General features: G+C 54.7%; 14 protein-coding genes and 1 tRNA gene. 8 read left to right on the top strand and 7 right to left on the bottom strand.

The window, feature by feature from the left end:
* The first annotated feature begins 295 nt into the window (after positions 1-295).
* Positions 296-1,372 carry an NAD(P)/FAD-dependent oxidoreductase gene (locus AC2FNV_RS16865; protein WP_170607339.1) on the top strand — a complete coding sequence of 359 codons (1,077 nt, stop codon included), beginning with the start codon at positions 296-298 and terminating at the stop codon, positions 1,370-1,372.
* The gene (locus AC2FNV_RS16860; RefSeq protein WP_170607341.1) at positions 1,369-2,028 is read left to right on the top strand and encodes a DUF938 domain-containing protein; all 660 of its coding nucleotides are present in this window, start codon (positions 1,369-1,371) and stop codon (positions 2,026-2,028) included. Before AC2FNV_RS16865 ends, AC2FNV_RS16860 begins: the two co-directional genes overlap by 4 nt.
* 35 nt (positions 2,029-2,063) lie before the next feature.
* On the opposite strand, the gene AC2FNV_RS16855 is transcribed toward AC2FNV_RS16860, so the two are convergent.
* The 3 genes from AC2FNV_RS16855 to AC2FNV_RS16845 form a co-directional block, all read right to left on the bottom strand.
* On the bottom strand, positions 2,064-4,571 hold the full coding sequence (locus tag AC2FNV_RS16855) for a GcvT family protein (protein WP_170607342.1): 2,508 nt from the start codon (positions 4,569-4,571) through the stop codon (positions 2,064-2,066).
* 150 nt (positions 4,572-4,721) lie between these two features.
* On the bottom strand, positions 4,722-6,119 hold the full coding sequence (locus tag AC2FNV_RS16850) for an FAD-binding oxidoreductase (protein WP_170607344.1): 1,398 nt from the start codon (positions 6,117-6,119) through the stop codon (positions 4,722-4,724).
* A 29-nt stretch (positions 6,120-6,148) separates the two neighbouring features.
* Positions 6,149-7,135 carry a 2-hydroxyacid dehydrogenase gene (locus AC2FNV_RS16845; RefSeq protein ID WP_170478260.1) on the bottom strand — a complete coding sequence of 329 codons (987 nt, stop codon included), beginning with the start codon at positions 7,133-7,135 and terminating at the stop codon, positions 6,149-6,151.
* A 141-nt stretch (positions 7,136-7,276) separates the two neighbouring features.
* Here AC2FNV_RS16845 and AC2FNV_RS16840 point away from each other — a divergent pair, with 141 nt between their 5' ends.
* Entirely contained in the window at positions 7,277-7,795 is a 519-nt protein-coding gene (locus AC2FNV_RS16840; protein WP_437436525.1) for an SH3 domain-containing protein, read from the top strand.
* A gap of 280 nt (positions 7,796-8,075) precedes the next feature.
* Positions 8,076-8,150 (top strand) — tRNA-Gln (locus tag AC2FNV_RS16835).
* Between the two features lie 182 nt (positions 8,151-8,332).
* Here AC2FNV_RS16835 and AC2FNV_RS16830 read toward each other — a convergent pair.
* From AC2FNV_RS16830 to AC2FNV_RS16820, 3 genes are read right to left on the bottom strand one after another with little or no spacing between them, the layout of a single operon-like run.
* Positions 8,333-9,964: a recombinase family protein gene (locus AC2FNV_RS16830; protein ID WP_496773944.1), complete on the bottom strand. Its 1,632-nt coding sequence runs from the start codon at positions 9,962-9,964 to the stop codon at positions 8,333-8,335.
* Positions 9,961-10,374 (bottom strand): DUF2924 domain-containing protein, encoded by a 414-nt coding sequence (locus AC2FNV_RS16825; protein ID WP_496773942.1) that lies wholly within the window; start codon positions 10,372-10,374, stop codon positions 9,961-9,963. Before AC2FNV_RS16825 ends, AC2FNV_RS16830 begins: the two co-directional genes overlap by 4 nt.
* Complete coding sequence (locus tag AC2FNV_RS16820) at positions 10,371-10,634, bottom strand: DUF3489 domain-containing protein (protein ID WP_496773940.1); 264 nt, start codon at positions 10,632-10,634, stop codon at positions 10,371-10,373. The genes AC2FNV_RS16825 and AC2FNV_RS16820 overlap by 4 nt, the downstream gene beginning before the upstream one ends.
* 515 nt (positions 10,635-11,149) lie before the next feature.
* Here AC2FNV_RS16820 and AC2FNV_RS16815 point away from each other — a divergent pair.
* From AC2FNV_RS16815 to AC2FNV_RS16805, 3 genes are read left to right on the top strand one after another with little or no spacing between them, the layout of a single operon-like run.
* On the top strand, positions 11,150-12,073 hold the full coding sequence (locus AC2FNV_RS16815) for an N-acyl homoserine lactonase family protein (protein ID WP_496773938.1): 924 nt from the start codon (positions 11,150-11,152) through the stop codon (positions 12,071-12,073).
* Complete coding sequence (locus AC2FNV_RS16810; protein ID WP_496773936.1) at positions 12,070-12,465, top strand: nuclear transport factor 2 family protein; 396 nt, start codon at positions 12,070-12,072, stop codon at positions 12,463-12,465. Before AC2FNV_RS16815 ends, AC2FNV_RS16810 begins: the two co-directional genes overlap by 4 nt.
* The gene (locus AC2FNV_RS16805; RefSeq protein WP_496773934.1) at positions 12,452-14,005 is read left to right on the top strand and encodes a phytoene desaturase family protein; all 1,554 of its coding nucleotides are present in this window, start codon (positions 12,452-12,454) and stop codon (positions 14,003-14,005) included. The genes AC2FNV_RS16810 and AC2FNV_RS16805 overlap by 14 nt, the downstream gene beginning before the upstream one ends.
* 307 nt (positions 14,006-14,312) lie before the next feature.
* On the opposite strand, the gene AC2FNV_RS16800 is transcribed toward AC2FNV_RS16805, so the two are convergent.
* Positions 14,313-15,710, bottom strand: coding sequence for a phenylacetate--CoA ligase family protein (locus AC2FNV_RS16800; RefSeq protein WP_254444582.1), 1,398 nt, complete (start codon positions 15,708-15,710; stop codon positions 14,313-14,315).
* 73 nt (positions 15,711-15,783) lie between these two features.
* Between AC2FNV_RS16800 and AC2FNV_RS16795 the strand changes: the two genes are divergently transcribed.
* Positions 15,784-16,014: a hypothetical protein gene (locus AC2FNV_RS16795; RefSeq protein ID WP_496773932.1), complete on the top strand. Its 231-nt coding sequence runs from the start codon at positions 15,784-15,786 to the stop codon at positions 16,012-16,014.
* Positions 16,015-16,163: the final 149 nt, after the last annotated feature.

Below are 16,163 nucleotides of genomic sequence, written 5' to 3'. Positions count from 1 at the left end.
TGCCCTAACTCAGAGTGATAACGGTGCTTGTGAGTACCGCCACGAAAGTCAAACAAATACAAATTCTGCTCGTTTTTGGGTCAGGCAGGGTGATTGATTGTTTGGCAATCGGGACCGAATCCGCAGAGCTCACCCTTAATATTCGTCCTTCAATTTTGTAGTGCTTGGGTGGGTTGAATTGCAAATTCAAGGCCGCTTTAATTCTGCGTATCGTTAGGTCTGGTAGATGGATTTCCCAAATAAATAATGCTCAAATAGCGTCTGCTAATAAGAAGCTCTAACGGAACCCCTGAACATGATTGACTTTCTGGTTATTGGCGGAGGGATAGCTGGCTTGAGCGCGGGTGCGCGATTATCCGAGCATGGGGCTGTGGCGGTTCTCGAAGCGGAAGATGCACTTGGCTATCACGCTTCAGGGCGATCTGCCGCTATGTTCGAACAAAACTATGGGCCGCCCTCTGTGGTGGCTTTGAACATGGCCGGAGCGCGTTTTCTTGAGTCAGAAAATGGCGGTTATCTGACGCCGCGTGGCCTGATGCTGTTGGGTGGATCGGATCAAGAGGATCAATTTCTGCTGGATAGGCAAGCCCTGGGCATGCAGACCATCTCAGTTTCTGAGGCGAACGCGAAAGTACCAATCATCGACCCGAACGCAGTGGCGTTTGCCGCCATAAGCACGAACGCTTTTGACATCGATACCGACCGCCTGCTTCAGGACTTTGCCAGAACTATTCGTGCCAATAATGGGTCGATTTTAACCAGCCGCAAAGTGACAGGGGTTCGCAAAGCAGGTCATTGGATTGTCGAGGCAGGTGACCAGTTTGAAGCACGCGTGCTTGTAAACGCCGCTGGAGCTTGGGTGGATGAAATCGCCGTGTTGGCTGGTATCACCCGAATCGGTATTAACCCGCTGCGCAGATCGATGGCACGGTTACCCGCGCCGGGCGGGTATGATGTTACTGGATGGCCAATGCTGTTCGGAACCGGAGAAAGTTGGTACGCCAAACCCGACGCCGGTAAGCTGCTTGTTTCTCCGTCCGAGGCTGATCCAATACCACCTCAGGATGCTTTTGCGGATGACATGGTGTTGGCAGAAGGTTTGGCGCGCTACGAAGCGATGGTTACCGAGCCAGTCACCAGGGTCGAGACAAACTGGGCTGGCTTGCGAAGCTTCGCCCCTGACGGCACTCTGGTTCTGGGGCCAGACCCATCAGATCCAAGCTTTGTTTGGTCGGCTGGTCAAGGTGGATACGGGTTCCAAACCTCCCCGGCCGCCTCGCAATTGGTGGCGGATTTGACCGTCGGAAACCGCCCAGAGATGAACTCGACTGAAATCACCGCGTTGAAACCAGACAGGTTGCGGAATTCATGAAACGAACACTTCCATCAAACGCGAGTGTAGCGTCCAAATCCGACGGCGGACGCCTTGTTGCTCCAGCCGCCAGTCGTAATTCTGCAGTACTTTGCGAATTGCTTGAACGCGTCGCGCCTGCTTCGGGTCACGCGCTGGAACTGGCAAGCGGTACCGGGCAACATGCCGCGGCATTTGCCCAGCGCCTGCCTGATTTAGTATGGCAACCCAGCGAAGTGGATCCCGAGCGCCGTATTAGCATCGACGCCTATACCAAGGGTTTGGCGAATGTGAACTTAGCCGTTGATCTGGACGCAACAGCGAAGGATTGGCACAAATCTTTTGGCGGTCAAGATCTTATTGTCTTGGTTAACCTTCTCCATTTAATCAGCTGGTGGGAAGTGAAAACGCTCGTATTTGAGGCAGCACAAGCTTTGAACATTGATGGGCAGTTTGTTGTCTACGGCCCTTTCATGCGTGAGGGCCGCCTAACAAGTAACGGGGACATACAGTTTCACGAAGCACTTGTTCAGCAAGATCCAGAAATAGGTTACAAAAACGACATGGACATGCTGGCCCTATTCCAAAGATGCCGCTTGGAAGTGACTGAAACCAAAGAAATGCCTGCAAATAATCTGGCGTTTGTCACGAAAAAAGCCCGCCAAGGCGAGCTTTGATCGATTGGTAACGCAGTCAGTATTTTATCGCCCACTTAGCCATCTTTGCGGATAACTTCGTTCTTTGGGTCATAGGGGCTGTCGCAGGTAACAATCGCGTCCCATAGCTTGTCCTGCATTTTGACCTTTAGCTTTGTTCCTTCGACCGCGAGTTCGGGCGACACATAGCCCATCCCGATTGATTTTTCGAAGGCCACCGAATAACCGCCTGATGTAAGGCGGCCAACGCGCTCGCCTTCTGGGGTATAAAGCGCCTCGCGGCCCCACGGGTCTGCATCGTCTGGGCCGTCGATCAGCAGCGTGCAACATTTTACGCGTACGCCTGTTTCTTCCAATTTGACCTTACCGTGAAAGTCTTTGGACAGGTCAACAAAGCGTGGCAGATCAGCCTCCAAAGGCGTCGCGTCCCTGCCTAATTCGGTACCGAAAGCGCGATAGGATTTTTCCTGGCGCAACCAGTTTTGCGCGCGGGCACCGACAAGTTTCATTCCATGCTTCTCACCAGCTTGCTCCAGCAGATCAAACAGGTAGTTCTGCATCTCGATCGGGTGGTGCAGTTCCCAGCCCAATTCGCCTGTATAGGCCACGCGGATCGCGTTGACCGGACACATGCCCAGTTCGATCTGACGCGCCGACAGCCACGGGAAGCGCTTGTTGGACAACGCAGTTTCCGGATCGGCGTCTTTGATAACTTCTTTCAAAACGTCGCGTGACTTGGGTCCGGCGATTGCAAAGACACCCCATTGGCTTGTCACATCCTGGATTTCGATGTAGCCGAATTCGTCCATCTTGTCTTCGGCCGCCTTGCGTAAAAAGTCTGCATCGTACTCGGTCCATGCACCAGCGGAGACAATGTAGTAGTTGTTCTCGCCGTTACGGACGATCGTGTATTCGGTACGCGTGGTGCCATGTGCTGTCAGCGCGTAGGTCAAGTTTATGCGACCGACCTTGGGCAACTTGTTGCAGGTGAACCAGTCCAGGAATTGGGTCGCTCCGGGGCCTTTCACGACATGCTTCGTGAAAGCAGTCGCGTCGATCAGCCCAACGCCATTACGTATCGCTTTGGCTTCTTCAACTGCGTACTGCCACCAACCACCGCGGCGAAAGGAACGGCTTTCTTCGTCGAAATTTGACGGTGCGTTTAGTGGGCCAAAGTAGTTGGGGCGTTCCCATCCGTTGACCCAGCCGAACTGTGCACCGCGCGCTTTCTGTCGGTCATAGGCAGGTGCCGTCCGCAGTGGGCGGCAAGCCGGGCGTTCTTCGTCAGGGTGGTGCAAGATGTAGACGTGGTCGTAGCATTCTTCGTTCTTGCGGGCTGCGAATTCGGTAGTCATCCAATTGCTGGAATAACGCTTGGGATCCAACGAGGCCATGTCGATCTCGGCCTCACCGTCGACCATCATCTGCGCCAGATAGTAACCGGTGCCGCCCGCAGCAGTAATGCCAAAGCTGAATCCTTCAGCCAACCACATGTTTCGCAGACCCGGCGCAGGACCAACCAGTGGGTTGCCGTCCGGGGTGTAGCAAATTGGACCGTTGAAATCGTCTTTCAGACCGCTTTCTTCGCAAGATGGAATACGATGGATCATGGCCATGTACTGGCTTTCGATCCTCTCCAGATCAAGCGGGAACAGGTCAGCGCGGAAGCTGTCCGGCACGCCATATTCAAAGCAAGCGGGCGCATTCTTTTCGTAAACACCCAAAATCCATCCACCGCGTTCTTCGCGCACATAGGATTGAGCATCTGCGTCGCGAACAACAGGATGCTCTGCCCCACCACTGGCACGGTAATCCACCAAAGCAGGGTCTTTGTCCATTACGATGAACTGGTGTTCAACAGGGATTGCCGGGATTTTGATACCCAGCATCCTTGCAGTACGTTGGGCATGGTTACCCGACGCAGTTACGACATGTTCGGCAGTTATTACCACTTGCTCGTCACCGGGTACAAGATTTCCGCCTTGTTCGATCATCTTAGTGCAAGTGACTTCCCAATGGGCGCCGGTCCAGTGGAAAGCATCTGCCTGCATCTTTCGCACAATCTCGACACCACGCTGGCGTGCGCCCTTGGCCATGGCCTGCGTAACATCGGCCGGGTTAATGTACCCATCCGTGTTGTGATACAAAGCGCCCTTGAGATCCTCGGTACGGATTAACGGCCAACGCGCCTTGATTTCGTCGGGGGTCAGCCATTCATAAGGAACACCGCAGGTCTCAGCAGTCGAGGCATAGAGCATGTATTCGTCCATGCGCTCATCCGTCTGGGCCATACGAAGATTTCCCACAACGGCAAAGCCAGCATTCAGGCCGGTTTCTTCTTCGAGCGTTTTGTAAAAATCGACTGAATACTTGTGAATATGAGTTGTCGCGTATGACATGTTAAAAAGCGGCAACAGACCGGCGGCGTGCCAGGTAGAGCCCGAGGTCAACTCGTCACGCTCAATCAGCATAACGTCATCCCAACCGGCCTTGGCCAGATGATAGGCGATCGAGGTTCCGATGGCGCCACCGCCAACGACCAGTGCTTTGACTTGGGTTTTCATTAGCCCGCTCTCCGGATTAAATCTGTTTGGCAAGGTTTATGCCGAACAGAACGCCGAACCGCCAAGTCCATCCGACGCTATTGCGCACAAAACCGACTTTCTGGGAATCGTTCGCATAGCAGTGCCAACGCTCAGCTTGTTCCGGCGACCTCAAATGATCTTACCGGGATTCATAATGTTGTCTGGGTCCAACGCGGTTTTGATCGCTGACATGAAGTCTATTGCCGGGCCAAGTTCTTTGACAAGATAGGGTTTCTTTCCCTGCCCTATCCCATGCTCTCCGGTACAAGTACCGTCCATCGATATTGCGAGATCATTTAACCACCCGACAAACTCTTCGGCTTTTGTAACTTCGTTGTCGTTTTCCATGTCGAGCAAAACCAGCGTATGGAAGTTTCCATCGCCAACATGTCCTACTATTGGCGCCATCAAGCCAAGCTGCGCTGCCTTGCGCTGAGTTTCAGTCACGCATTCAGCCAGACGAGATATCGGCACGCAGACATCCGTAGATATCCCCCTTGCGCCAGGCCGTAACTGCAGGCTTGCCCAATACATATCATGTCGGGCTTGCCAGAGCTTGTTGCGTTCTTCGGTAGTCGATGTTGCTGCAAAATCGGTTCCACCGAATTCTTCGGCTATTTGGCCAAAGGTTTCGGCTTGCTCTGCTGCTCCGCTGTCAGATCCGTGGAATTCCAGCAGAAGCAGTGGCGTTTCAGGCAAGGTCAACCCGGAATAGGCATTTGCCGCGCGTACTGACATGTCATCAAGAAGCTCGATCCGCGCAACCGGGATTCCATATTGAATAGTCATTATCACCGCCTGACAGGCCGCATCAACCGATGGAAAGGAACACCTGGCTGAAGTTATGGCCTCAGGAATACCCTGCAATCGAAGTGTGAGTTCGGTGATAATGCCCAGCGTACCCTCGGCTCCAATCAAGAGACGAGTCAGATCATATCCCGCCGACGACTTTTTCGCGCGTTGGCCCGTCCGAATGATCTGTCCGTTTGGCATAACTGCTTCAATGCTAAGGACATTATCCTTCATCGTGCCATAGCGTACCGCGTTGGTACCTGACGCCCGGGTCGCAGCCATTCCGCCCAACGACGCATTGGCGCCCGGATCAATTGGAAAGAACAATCCCTGGTCCCGCAACTGCATATTCAAGTCTTCTCGGGTGACGCCCGGCTGCACAACACAGTCGAGATCACCTGCATTAACCGACAAAACCTTGTCCATCTGGCCCAAGTCTACCGATATTCCACCTGCCGGAGCATTCACGTGACCTTCCAGCGAAGTTCCCGTTCCAAACGCGATAACCGGTACCTTATGCGCAGCGCAAGTTTTGACAATTTCCGAAACTTCCTCTGTCGAATGCGGGTAAACCACAGCATCCGGGCTTTGGTTGTCGATCCAGGTTGTGGTGTGACCGTGCTGTTCGCGGATTGCTGCGCCGGTTTGAAGCCGATCTGCGAAACGCTGTTTAAGTATGCCAATGACAGTTTCTATACCGGTTTCGTTGCGCGGAAGCGCTCGGGCGTGCACCATCCTGTTCCTCCCCAGATTACAAGTCGGCGTTACAGCATTGCGGGAACGACCTGATCCGGCGGGCGGTGGCCATCCTCGAAAGTCTTGATATTGATGATCACCTTTTCGCCCATCTCGATCCGGCCTTCCAGCGTAGCCGATCCCATGTGAGGCAAAAGAACCACGTTTGGCAGCTGTCGGAGTCGCGGGTTCACATCGGTGCCATGTTCATAGACATCCAAGCCAGCACCAGCGATCTCATTTGCGCGTATCATGCGGGTAAGAGCGTTTTCGTCGATAACCTCCCCGCGTGAAGTGTTCACGATCACCGCTGAAGGCTTCATCAGCTTCAGGCGCCTTGCGTTCATCAAATGGAATGTTGACGGAGTTGAAGGACAATGGATCGAAATAACATCCATCCGCGCCACCATTTGATCAAGGCTATCCCAATACGTTGCCTCCAGCGCTTCTTCGATTTCAGCCCGAAGCCTTCGACGGTTGTGATAATGCACCTGCATACCAAACGCGCTGGCCCGTTTTGCGACGGCCTGACCGATTCTGCCCATCCCCAGAATTCCCAAGCGGCGACCGCCAACCCGACCGCCCAACAAAGCAGTTGGCGCCCAGCCTGCCCAATCACCCTTTTGCATTACGCTCTGTCCCTCGGGGATCCGACGGGTGACGGCGAGGATCAAAGCCATGGTCATATCCGCGGTGTCGTCGGTCAAAACACCCGGCGTGTTGGACACAAGAATGCCCCGCTGACGGGCAGTCGATACGTCGATATTATCAACACCCGCGCCGTAATTGGCGATCAGGCGCAACTTTTCTCCAGCCTGCCCCAGAATACCTGCGTCGATCGTGTCAGTAATTGTCGGAACAAGCACATCTGCTTCTTTGACAGCAGCAATAAGTTCTTCACGCGTCATTGGCGCATCAGTGTCCCGCAACTGAACATCGAACAGCTCACTTAATCTTGTTTCAACTGCCTCAGGCAACCGTCGCGTTACAACAACACTCAGACGTTCTCTTGGCACCTCGGATCTCCTACCGCTTTGCAATCAGTTGCGCGCCATGGCATCGTGGCGCAGGATCACACGGGGCACAAGAACCCCATGTCCTTAGATGCGACCTTTTTTCGAAGCACCACAAACAGGCTTAAGAGCAGGCAGGCAGTGATTGCTAATTTTTCGATTAAACGCCTCGTTCCGGCGGTTATTTGTATATTGATTGTCGCGTTGAGCGTATCTGCCGCCAACGCACAGGACAGGCGCGGCCAAGTAACCAATTTACCACTGCCGCGCTACGTCTCGATGAAAGCAGCCGAGGGCAACGTGCGCCGCGGTCCATCACTGACACATCGAATCGACTGGGTATTCAAACGTCGCGGGATGCCACTGCAGATAACAGCGGAGTATGGCAACTGGCGTAAGGTTCAGGATCGTGACGGCGCTGGGGGCTGGGTGCATTATGCGCTGCTTTCAGGAGTGCGAACCGTATTGATCGAACCGGACTTGCTGCCGATTTACGCCACGCCAGACCCTAATTCACAGGTCAACGCGCATTTCGAGTCAGGAGTGGTGGCAAGGCTAGGCTCTTGCACGATTGATTGGTGCCGCATCTCCGCCGGAGGATATCGGGGCTGGACACTCAAAGCCAACCTTTGGGGTGTGGAACAATCCGAAGTTAGGGAATAGTGGGCATTTCTTAGAAACCGCGTTCCTTTCCAATCCGTATCCCGTGATTTATTCGTTATCATCAAGCCGCAGGTCTTAAGTTTCGACATACGCAATAGTTGCCGTCAGTAAACGCCTACCATACGGCTCGCTCGATCCTTTGCGTGGAAATTTGAAGACTGATACTTTGCCCGTATCTGATGAAAGGTTGAGGGCTTGAAAATATTTCTTCAGCGGTATCGATTTTTACTGAAAACCTCTTGAACCTGATAAACATCAGTCGTAGATAGCCGCTCACCGTTGGGGTGTAGCCAAGTGGTAAGGCAGCGGTTTTTGGTACCGTGTATCGTAGGTTCGAATCCTACCACCCCAGCCAACCACTCCCTAATCTTCAGCCAATGAGAGAGTTCGTCGATATTGTCGCGTGCTTTCAGCATGTTGGCATGGGCAATTTCTGTCAGAGACGCCGGATGCTGAGCAATAAGGGCCGATTTCGGCCGACAGTCTCTGTTTGCCACTTCGGCGGTACGAGTTTGGTAGATTGTGGAGAGGCTGCGCTCAGAGCGTCGCGAACTGTTCGCGTTGCTCAGACCAGGGAGCCGGGATACCTGATTTGATGAGATAATCAGACGTGAGGCCATCCGGCTGTTCACCCGATGCGATGACGTCGAGGATGTCTGGCGCAAGCATCGCCAGATCAACCAAGTCTTGAACGCGACGCTTTGACGTACTTTCTGCCTCTGCAATTTCGGCGAAGGTCTTGCCATTGAGGATCATCTTCATCCATCGCTGCGCTTTCACGATGTTTTGGACCAGAGTGCGATCGACCTCTGTGGGCGCCTCTCCCAGATGCAACTTCAGTTCGACTCCGCGCCGGCGCATACGGAACGGGGCTCCTAATTGCAGTGCCGGTGCATCTAGCCGACCTTTGTCACATTCAATCTGCTCGGCCACTTTACTTTGGCAGAGAACAACAGTGAGCTGGCCCGGCTTGAGATCAACACGCGAGACAAGAGCAAGGCACTGTTTCGTACTCTTGGCTGACTGCACTCTGGTGGAGATGCCAGGGATCTCCGCCGCCGATGCGTCCGGCATGAGGGCTGTAACAGAATCCGGACGGCTCAGGTTTTTTCTGATGACATCAGCGATCAACGCCTCCAATTGTTCCGCAGGCAACCGCCAGGCATCCGGGTGCTTCCGACTGCGGTCTTTTACCAGCCTGTAGGAGATGTAATAGCGCAATCGCTTTCCGTTCTTCCTGCTGTGACTGGGTGTTAGTCGGTCACCGGTTTCATCGAAGAGCTTGCCAGCCAGCAGTGACGTTTTGGCCTTTTGATTTGCGCCGCGAGACTTTGCGGCCCCAGCTTGCAGCATCTGCTGAACCTGATCCCAAACGTCAGGCGCGATGATCGCCGGGTGCTGTCCGTCAAAGACCTGTCCCTTATGGCGGATGCGACCGGCGTAAATGGGATTGCTCAGTATATGATGGATGTGCCCACGATCAAAAAGGATACCTCCGGCCACCCGCCCTGCCCCACGCATGCGTTGCCGCGATCTCAGACCTATAGCGTCAGCGCGTTCTTTAACGACACGGATAAGGCCATGTTCGAGATAGAGGTCATAGAGAGCTTTCACTGTCGGCGTCTCCTCCTCATTGATCTTCAGCGTCCGGCCATCTGCATCATAGCCGAGCGGCACGTTGCCGCCCATCCAAAGCCCCTTGCGCTTGGAGGCTGCAATCTTGTCGCGGATGCGCTCTGCTGTCACTTCGCGTTCAAACTGTGCAAAGCTGAGCAGCACATTCAATGTGAGCCGCCCCATGCTGGTGGCTGTGTTGAAGCTTTGCGTGACCGACACAAACGACGCTTCTGCCTCATCCAACCGTTCCACAAGTTTTGCGAAGTCCGCCAGTGAGCGGGTCAACCGGTCGATCTTGTAGACCACGATTTGATCGACGCGCTTGTCATCCACAGCTTGCATCAACCGCTGCAATGCAGGTCGATCCAAATGTCCGCCGGAGATTCCGCCGTCGTCATAACGGTCGGGCAAAAGCTCCCATCCTTGATGCTTCTGGCTAGCGATGTAGGCTTCGCAGGCCTCTCGTTGTGCATCCAGAGAGTTAAAGTCTTGCTCTAACCCCTCTTCAGAACTCTTGCGGGTATAGATGGCGCAGCGGATCCGGCGCGTCACTGTACCCCAAAGAAGCGCGGGCCTGACCAATGGGCACCGGTAATGTGCTTTGCAATGGCTGACAAGGACCGCCAGGTTTTGCCATCCATCACGTACCCACCCTCAACGACTTCAACCTGATAGGTCCGTCCGTTCCATTCCCGGACCAGATGAGACCCAGGCCTGGCGGTCGTGGGCGACGTTTTCCCAGCCGCAATCTGCTTCAGGCGTCGGGTGGTTTTCGCTGACACACTGCCCAGCGCTTTGTTTTGCATATCCCAGATCAGCACCCGCTTCATGAACTGTGGTGACAGATACTTTGGTGGCGAGCGTCCGAAGGTCTCTCGCCAGCACTGGAGACACGAAGCGCGATCCAAGGCTTCGACCTCTGATATCAGGATCGATACCTCTTCGTTATGCCCCGCTTTCATTGGTTGCCCTGCACTTCGACAATTCGGTAAACCGATCCCTTGTCGGTTTCCAGTCTGTCGACCACACATCCCGCTTTGCGTTGCGCGGATATTGCGGCTCGAGCCGTATGCGGTTGCCAGCCGAAGGTCTTTTGAAGCTGCGCGATTGTGACGCCGGATTTCCGCGTGAGCATTCTATGAAGCTGCCTATGACGGGTCAGCTTTTTGCCAAACTTTGTGGTTCTGGCCGAACTTTGCGCTACCGCATTTGGTGTAGTCATCGTGTTTCTCCACTCTTGGGGCAAAGGTCCATCCCTCGCCCCGTACTGAGTGGAGCCCGGTGATCCCGGGCGAATGCGACACAGACAGTACCGCTCTGAACCGCCAGGAAGTCCAGTCCATTTAGGGAGAAAGCCCGAATTTATTAGATCATTGGGTAATGGCTTCCGTGTCCGCTTGCCGACCACAAGCGGTCATCTGACAGAAAGACTCAGATGACTGCATCGAGCCCATATCGGCTTTTTGTTGCGTATCGCACCAATGTTGGCTTCTTAGTCTCTCTCTTCGGAAAAACACAGATTTGACGATCCCGGCATCGCGAAGCCGACCACGAGGTGACAGAATGCTCGTTAGCCAAGCGTGGCAATGACGTAATGGATTTGCGTGAGTTTTGAGAGAGATCAATTCTGCCAATCCCTAAATGTGCCAAAGTCGTCCCTGATATCAGATCTCCACACTCATTTAGCTTGCGAACACATCGAGATGTGTCCGAGCGATCCAATGAAGGGAGCAAGCTATGGAAACCACACAAGCGGATAAAGAACGTGCGTATCAAAACGCTGACCCACTCATTCGATCTGTGCAGGTTCTTGATTGCGGGCGCGCTGAACAGCATTGGGAGCACCGGAACGGTAGTCCCCTCCCCAAACTCTGGTGGGTGTTCTTTGGACGGCGTTGGGTCGACCTTCCGTTACAGGCTTTTCTGATTACCCATCGTGATGGGCTGGTCCTTTTCGACACGGGCATCGACCCTGCTGTCCAACTTGACCAGGGCTACATCAAACAGGCTATAGGGCGCTTCTTGCTGCCGCGCATCTTTCGGCTGCACCTTACTGCGGAGGACCGGATCGATCGCGTCCTCCATAAATCCGACGTCGCGCCCGAGGAGATTAAGACCGCGGTCATCTCGCATCTGCATTTTGACCACGTCGGCGGAATTCGTCACATCCCGCAGGCTGACTTGCTGGTGAGCGCGGAGGAATGGTCGATCCTGTCGGAGCCACACCCAGAGCAGGATTGGATCCTGCGCGAGCATATCGAAATCCCGTCCGCAAAGTGGCAGCAGATTTCGTTTGTGCCCACGGACGACCCGCTCTTTGAGGGCTTCGAAGGCATCCATGACGTTGCCGGTGACGGCTCCATGATTTTGATCCCGACGCCCGGTCATACAAGGGGCTCGATGTCGATGTTGATCCGGCAGGAGGGTTGGGATCCGATCCTGCTTGTTGCTGACCTCACCTACGACGCGGCCTTGATGGCGAAGAACGTGGTCCCTGGTGTTGGCGACGGCCCAACGCTGCTTGCGTCCTTTGCCAAGGTTCGGAAGCTGCAAGAGCGCCTGCCCAATCTTGCGATCGTTCCCTCGCATGATTTTGGCGCGTCAAAGTTCATTGACCACGCGACAGGTTCCGCACGCGAACCGGACGGTTCAGTGTCATGACTGCAGATCACCCAGCATTGGCTGTTTTACAGCAGCTTGATACTACCAACATGGCGGCCTCTGCGCATCTCTTCGCCGAGGTTGCCCTCTGGCACTACTCCAACCCCAATCTCCCGGACTTGAACGGCGACTACGTGGGACCGGCAGGCATAAGCACCTTTTTTGCCAAGTTCGCAGAGAAATCCCAAGGGACTTGCCAGTTAGAGCCCGTTTCGGCCACGCCCGTGGGGCCTGAACTGGTCGTCGTCCAGTCTCGCAACACGCTGACCCTCGAAGCTCAGATCATCACAGTGGACGTCGTTGTTGTCTGGCGCGTTGTCGCAGGGCGCATTCAAGAGGTCTGGGACATCGTTCCGGGTCAACCAACGGAGGTACGACATGTCGGAGATTGAGAACACTGTTTGGGACGCCATCGTCATAGGCTCGGGAATGGGGGGCATGGCAGCAGCCGCGGCCCTAAGCCAGGTCGGTCACAAGGTCTTGATGCTGGAGAAGCACTGGACGCTCGGCGGGCTCACACATAGCTTTTCCCGAAATGGATTCACATGGGATGTGGGCGTTCATTACCTGAGTGAAATGTCACCCGGTGATCGTGCCCGGGCTCTTCTTGACTGGCTGTCCGACACCCCCATCGAATTTGCCCCATTGGGGTCGATCTACGATACAATGCACATCGGGTCGGCCGAACCTTTGTCCCTCTCGCGTCCCTATGAAGCCCAGGAAATGGATCTCAAGGACCGTTACCCCGACGCAACCGATGCCATTGAGGCGTGGACCCACGCCATGAGAGCCGGCCACGATGCGATGTACAAGATTTTTCCGACCCGTGCGATGCCGGGGCTCGCAGGAGATATGCTCGATTGGTGGAACAGGGCGACAATCTCGAAGTGGATTGCTCGTACGACGCAAGAGGTCATCGATGACCTGACCGACAACAAGGAGCTAGCGGCCGTCATGTCAGCCCAATGGGGAGACCACGGCGGACGCCCCAGCAAAGCGAGCTTTGCCATGCATGCCCTGATTGCAGGTGCATACCTGCCCAGCGGGGCATGGTATCCCGTGGGTGGGGCCAAGGCTTACGCCGAACACATTCTTCCAACCATCACCAAGCGCGGCGGCGAAGCACGCGGAGGTGTCACCGTCACAGAGTTGCTTTTTGACGGCGACACTGTGGTCGGGGTGCGGACAGATGACGGCACGGAGTTTCGCGCAAAGGTCGTAATTTCGGATATCGGCGCGCGTGAGACCATCGACAGCCTCTTGCCCGAGAACTGCGGCCATGAAGACTGGATCGAAGAAATTCGCGCGTTGCCTTCCAGCATTGCTCATTTCAATCTCTTCTTTGGCTTCGAAGGAGACATAGAGGCTGCCGGTGCCACGCGGGCAAACCACTGGTTTTACCCAACAGGGGAAACCGATGTTGTCTGGACGGATGCGCCTGACGGGCCGCCGCCCCACATGGCTGTGTCCTTTGGCTCGCTCAAGAACACCGCGCATGATCCGGGACCACGCCAGACGCACGTGGGCCAAGCCATCTTCTGGGCGGATTGGTCCACTGTTGAGGAATGGGCAGACCGTCCAGCCGGTGCGCGAGGCGATGATTATGAAGCCTTCAAGAAGCGCGCTGAAGACACTTTGGTGGCGCATTTCAAAGCCCAGTTTCCCGATTTGGCTAAAATGATCGTTTACCAAGAACTAGCAACGCCGCTGTCGACCGTCAGCTTCACTGGGCACCGCAAAGGGTCGTTTTACGGTCTGGACGTGACGCCCGAGCGGGTCATGTGCGATGGGTTGCGGGCGAAAACGCCTATCCAAGGTCTTTTTCTGGCAGGACAGGATGTCGCAAGTCCCGGTATCCCAGGGGCACTCTGGGGTGGGTTGCTCGCCGCCGCCAGCGTTGACCCAAGGGTCTTCAAACACTTCCAGAAATGAGAATGGAAAGGCACAAGGATGTCTGACTACACAACCAAGAGTGTTCCTGAACAGCACTACCTCTAGGTGAAATGCGTTTGTTCCTTGGCCACAAAACAGCCGTTCGAGTTCGGCGCTTGAAGGATTGCTCGGTTCGCACAACGGCCATTGATGCGCTGCGTAGCGAACGACCGCTCCGAGCCCAATTTACTTGTCTTTTGCGTCGCGGCGAATGTCGGCTTTGACGAAGGGAAGAACCCCGCGTAGTTGGAAGAGGAAAGCCAAGAACACACTTTCTCAGAGATTTACTGGCGACTGCCGGTTTATCTCATGAAGGTGACCTAGAGTTTCGCAAAGGCACAACTTCGTGGAATTTGCCGCTTGCGGTGAATTCGGGAGATCCTTTACTTGCTCGAACTGTGACGTCATCTAGGCCGTTGTCGCGGAATACTTTCTTCACCGACCCGATGACTTCCTCAAGAACAAGCCCCTCCGCCGCACCCGTTGCCAGTTGCACGCGCAGCTCGAAATCGAATTCGCCAGTCTGGATCAACTGGATGCGCTGAGCTTGGTCGTGCTCAAAATCGAAAATCAGTGGCGACAGGGTCACCTCGCCTACGCGAACCAACGTCGCTTGGCGTCCCTCGACCTGCAAGCTACGAAACGGCGATCCACAGGGGCAAGCATCCTGGTCAAACCGAATACAGTCACCCAAATCATAGCGGATGAAGGGCTGAACGTCGTTAGCGAGCACGGTCAGCAGAGCGGTCGCAGACAACGTTCCGTCGGGAACGGGTTGCATTGCTTCGTCGACCGCTTCGAGGATAACCCAATCTTCATTCACGTGTTTCCTCCCGTGGCTACACTCGAACGAAAGCGCCAAGCACTCGGTGCACCCATAGGGATCGGCAATGCCGTATTTCAGCGACGGAAAGGCTCGCCCGACTCGTTCGCGGAGATCGTCGGTGAGTGTCTCGCCTCCTGTGGTAATGAACGCCGGTTCGATCCGCAGCCGCCTGGCCACTTTTTCCTGGACTAGAATGGCCAGCATGCTGGGGTACGTCACGATCCAAGCGATGTTCCCAATCGCATTCAGTCTTTTGACAAGCTGACCAATTGGCTGTTCAGCCTCGACAAAGGTGACACCAAAGCCCTTGGCAAGCCGGGGGTTCAAACGTTGCACTAGTTTGTTGAAACCGTTTCCGGCAAAATGGCCGTTCCCTCCTGTAATCGTCACCCTGTCGCCAAGTTTTCGGACGTCTCGCACGAGCTTCCGATGATATCGTTCGAAGCGTGCGAGCATGATGCCATAGGCATATTCCACGAATGATTCAGACAAGACGATGACGGCAGGTTCGCCCGAAGTCCCGGAGCTCTGAAAAACGGCGACATCGTCGATAGGCACACCAACCTTGCGCAGGTCCCGCAGATGTTCGCGGGCCTTGTCAAGTGGAAGAGAGCGGATTGTCAGCCAGTCGTCGAACTCCGCCATGAGTTCGGGCTTATGGGTCACCGGTAAGTCGTGAAGTTCGATCTCGGCAGTTGGTGGCAGCTCTGCGTATAGTCGGCGAAACAGAGGTGAGTCACCACGCGCCTTATCCACGAGGCGCCGCAGGTTGCGGAGTTGCTTGGCTTCTATTCGCGTACGTCCGCCCCAACCTGTCCAGAGTCCACCAATCAAATACCCTAATGCTTTATGAAGACTAAGATGCATGTTTTCTGGCATTTCTCGTTTTGTATCCCGCGTCGGAAAAGTCGTTAATTTTTAACTATAGCAAAGAGCTGGGCTGCATTGACCAATGTCAAATCTGACAGCCGCGCAGGATCAAAGTCACCTGAGATACCGCGAAAGCGGACATGAGGTCACCAACACCAAACGGCAGCTCCGTCCGCAATTCTGCCGTTCAGAAGATTTCAACGAATGTCTGGTGCTGGTAAATGCAGACCTTCAGGCGAAATTTCTCGGAATGACCACCAACAATGACCGCTATCCGTTCCTAAGCTGTCATCTGTCTGAAAGACTCAGATGACCGCGTTGAGTCCAATGCGGGCATGGTTGTTGTTTGAGTAAAAATTCCAACTAAAATGAGCGCACTGTATCTTTTTCTCGATCAGGGGGAGCCGATGACAACAACGCACACAGGTTATTTGCTGATTGCAGATGTCACCGGCTACACAC

The organism is Ruegeria sp. BHSA163, assembly GCF_059613365.1.
This window is presented reverse-complemented; position numbering and strand designations above follow the sequence as displayed.

Excerpts from the sequence above, each read along its gene's own strand:
- AC2FNV_RS16810 (WP_496773936.1), top strand. The coding sequence starts at position 12,070 with ATGACTGCAGATCACCCAGCATTGGCTGTTTTACAGCAGCTTGATACT.
- AC2FNV_RS16850 (WP_170607344.1), bottom strand. The coding sequence starts at position 6,119 with ATGGTGCACGCCCGAGCGCTTCCGCGCAACGAAACCGGTATAGAAACT.
- AC2FNV_RS16820 (WP_496773940.1), bottom strand. The coding sequence starts at position 10,634 with ATGACTACACCAAATGCGGTAGCGCAAAGTTCGGCCAGAACCACAAAG.
- AC2FNV_RS16865 (WP_170607339.1), top strand. The coding sequence starts at position 296 with ATGATTGACTTTCTGGTTATTGGCGGAGGGATAGCTGGCTTGAGCGCG.
- AC2FNV_RS16805 (WP_496773934.1), top strand. The coding sequence starts at position 12,452 with ATGTCGGAGATTGAGAACACTGTTTGGGACGCCATCGTCATAGGCTCG.
- AC2FNV_RS16815 (WP_496773938.1), top strand. The coding sequence starts at position 11,150 with ATGGAAACCACACAAGCGGATAAAGAACGTGCGTATCAAAACGCTGAC.
- AC2FNV_RS16825 (WP_496773942.1), bottom strand. The coding sequence starts at position 10,374 with ATGAAAGCGGGGCATAACGAAGAGGTATCGATCCTGATATCAGAGGTC.
- AC2FNV_RS16795 (WP_496773932.1), top strand. The coding sequence starts at position 15,784 with ATGTCAAATCTGACAGCCGCGCAGGATCAAAGTCACCTGAGATACCGC.
- AC2FNV_RS16855 (WP_170607342.1), bottom strand. The coding sequence starts at position 4,571 with ATGAAAACCCAAGTCAAAGCACTGGTCGTTGGCGGTGGCGCCATCGGA.
- AC2FNV_RS16860 (WP_170607341.1), top strand. The coding sequence starts at position 1,369 with ATGAAACGAACACTTCCATCAAACGCGAGTGTAGCGTCCAAATCCGAC.
- AC2FNV_RS16800 (WP_254444582.1), bottom strand. The coding sequence starts at position 15,710 with ATGCCAGAAAACATGCATCTTAGTCTTCATAAAGCATTAGGGTATTTG.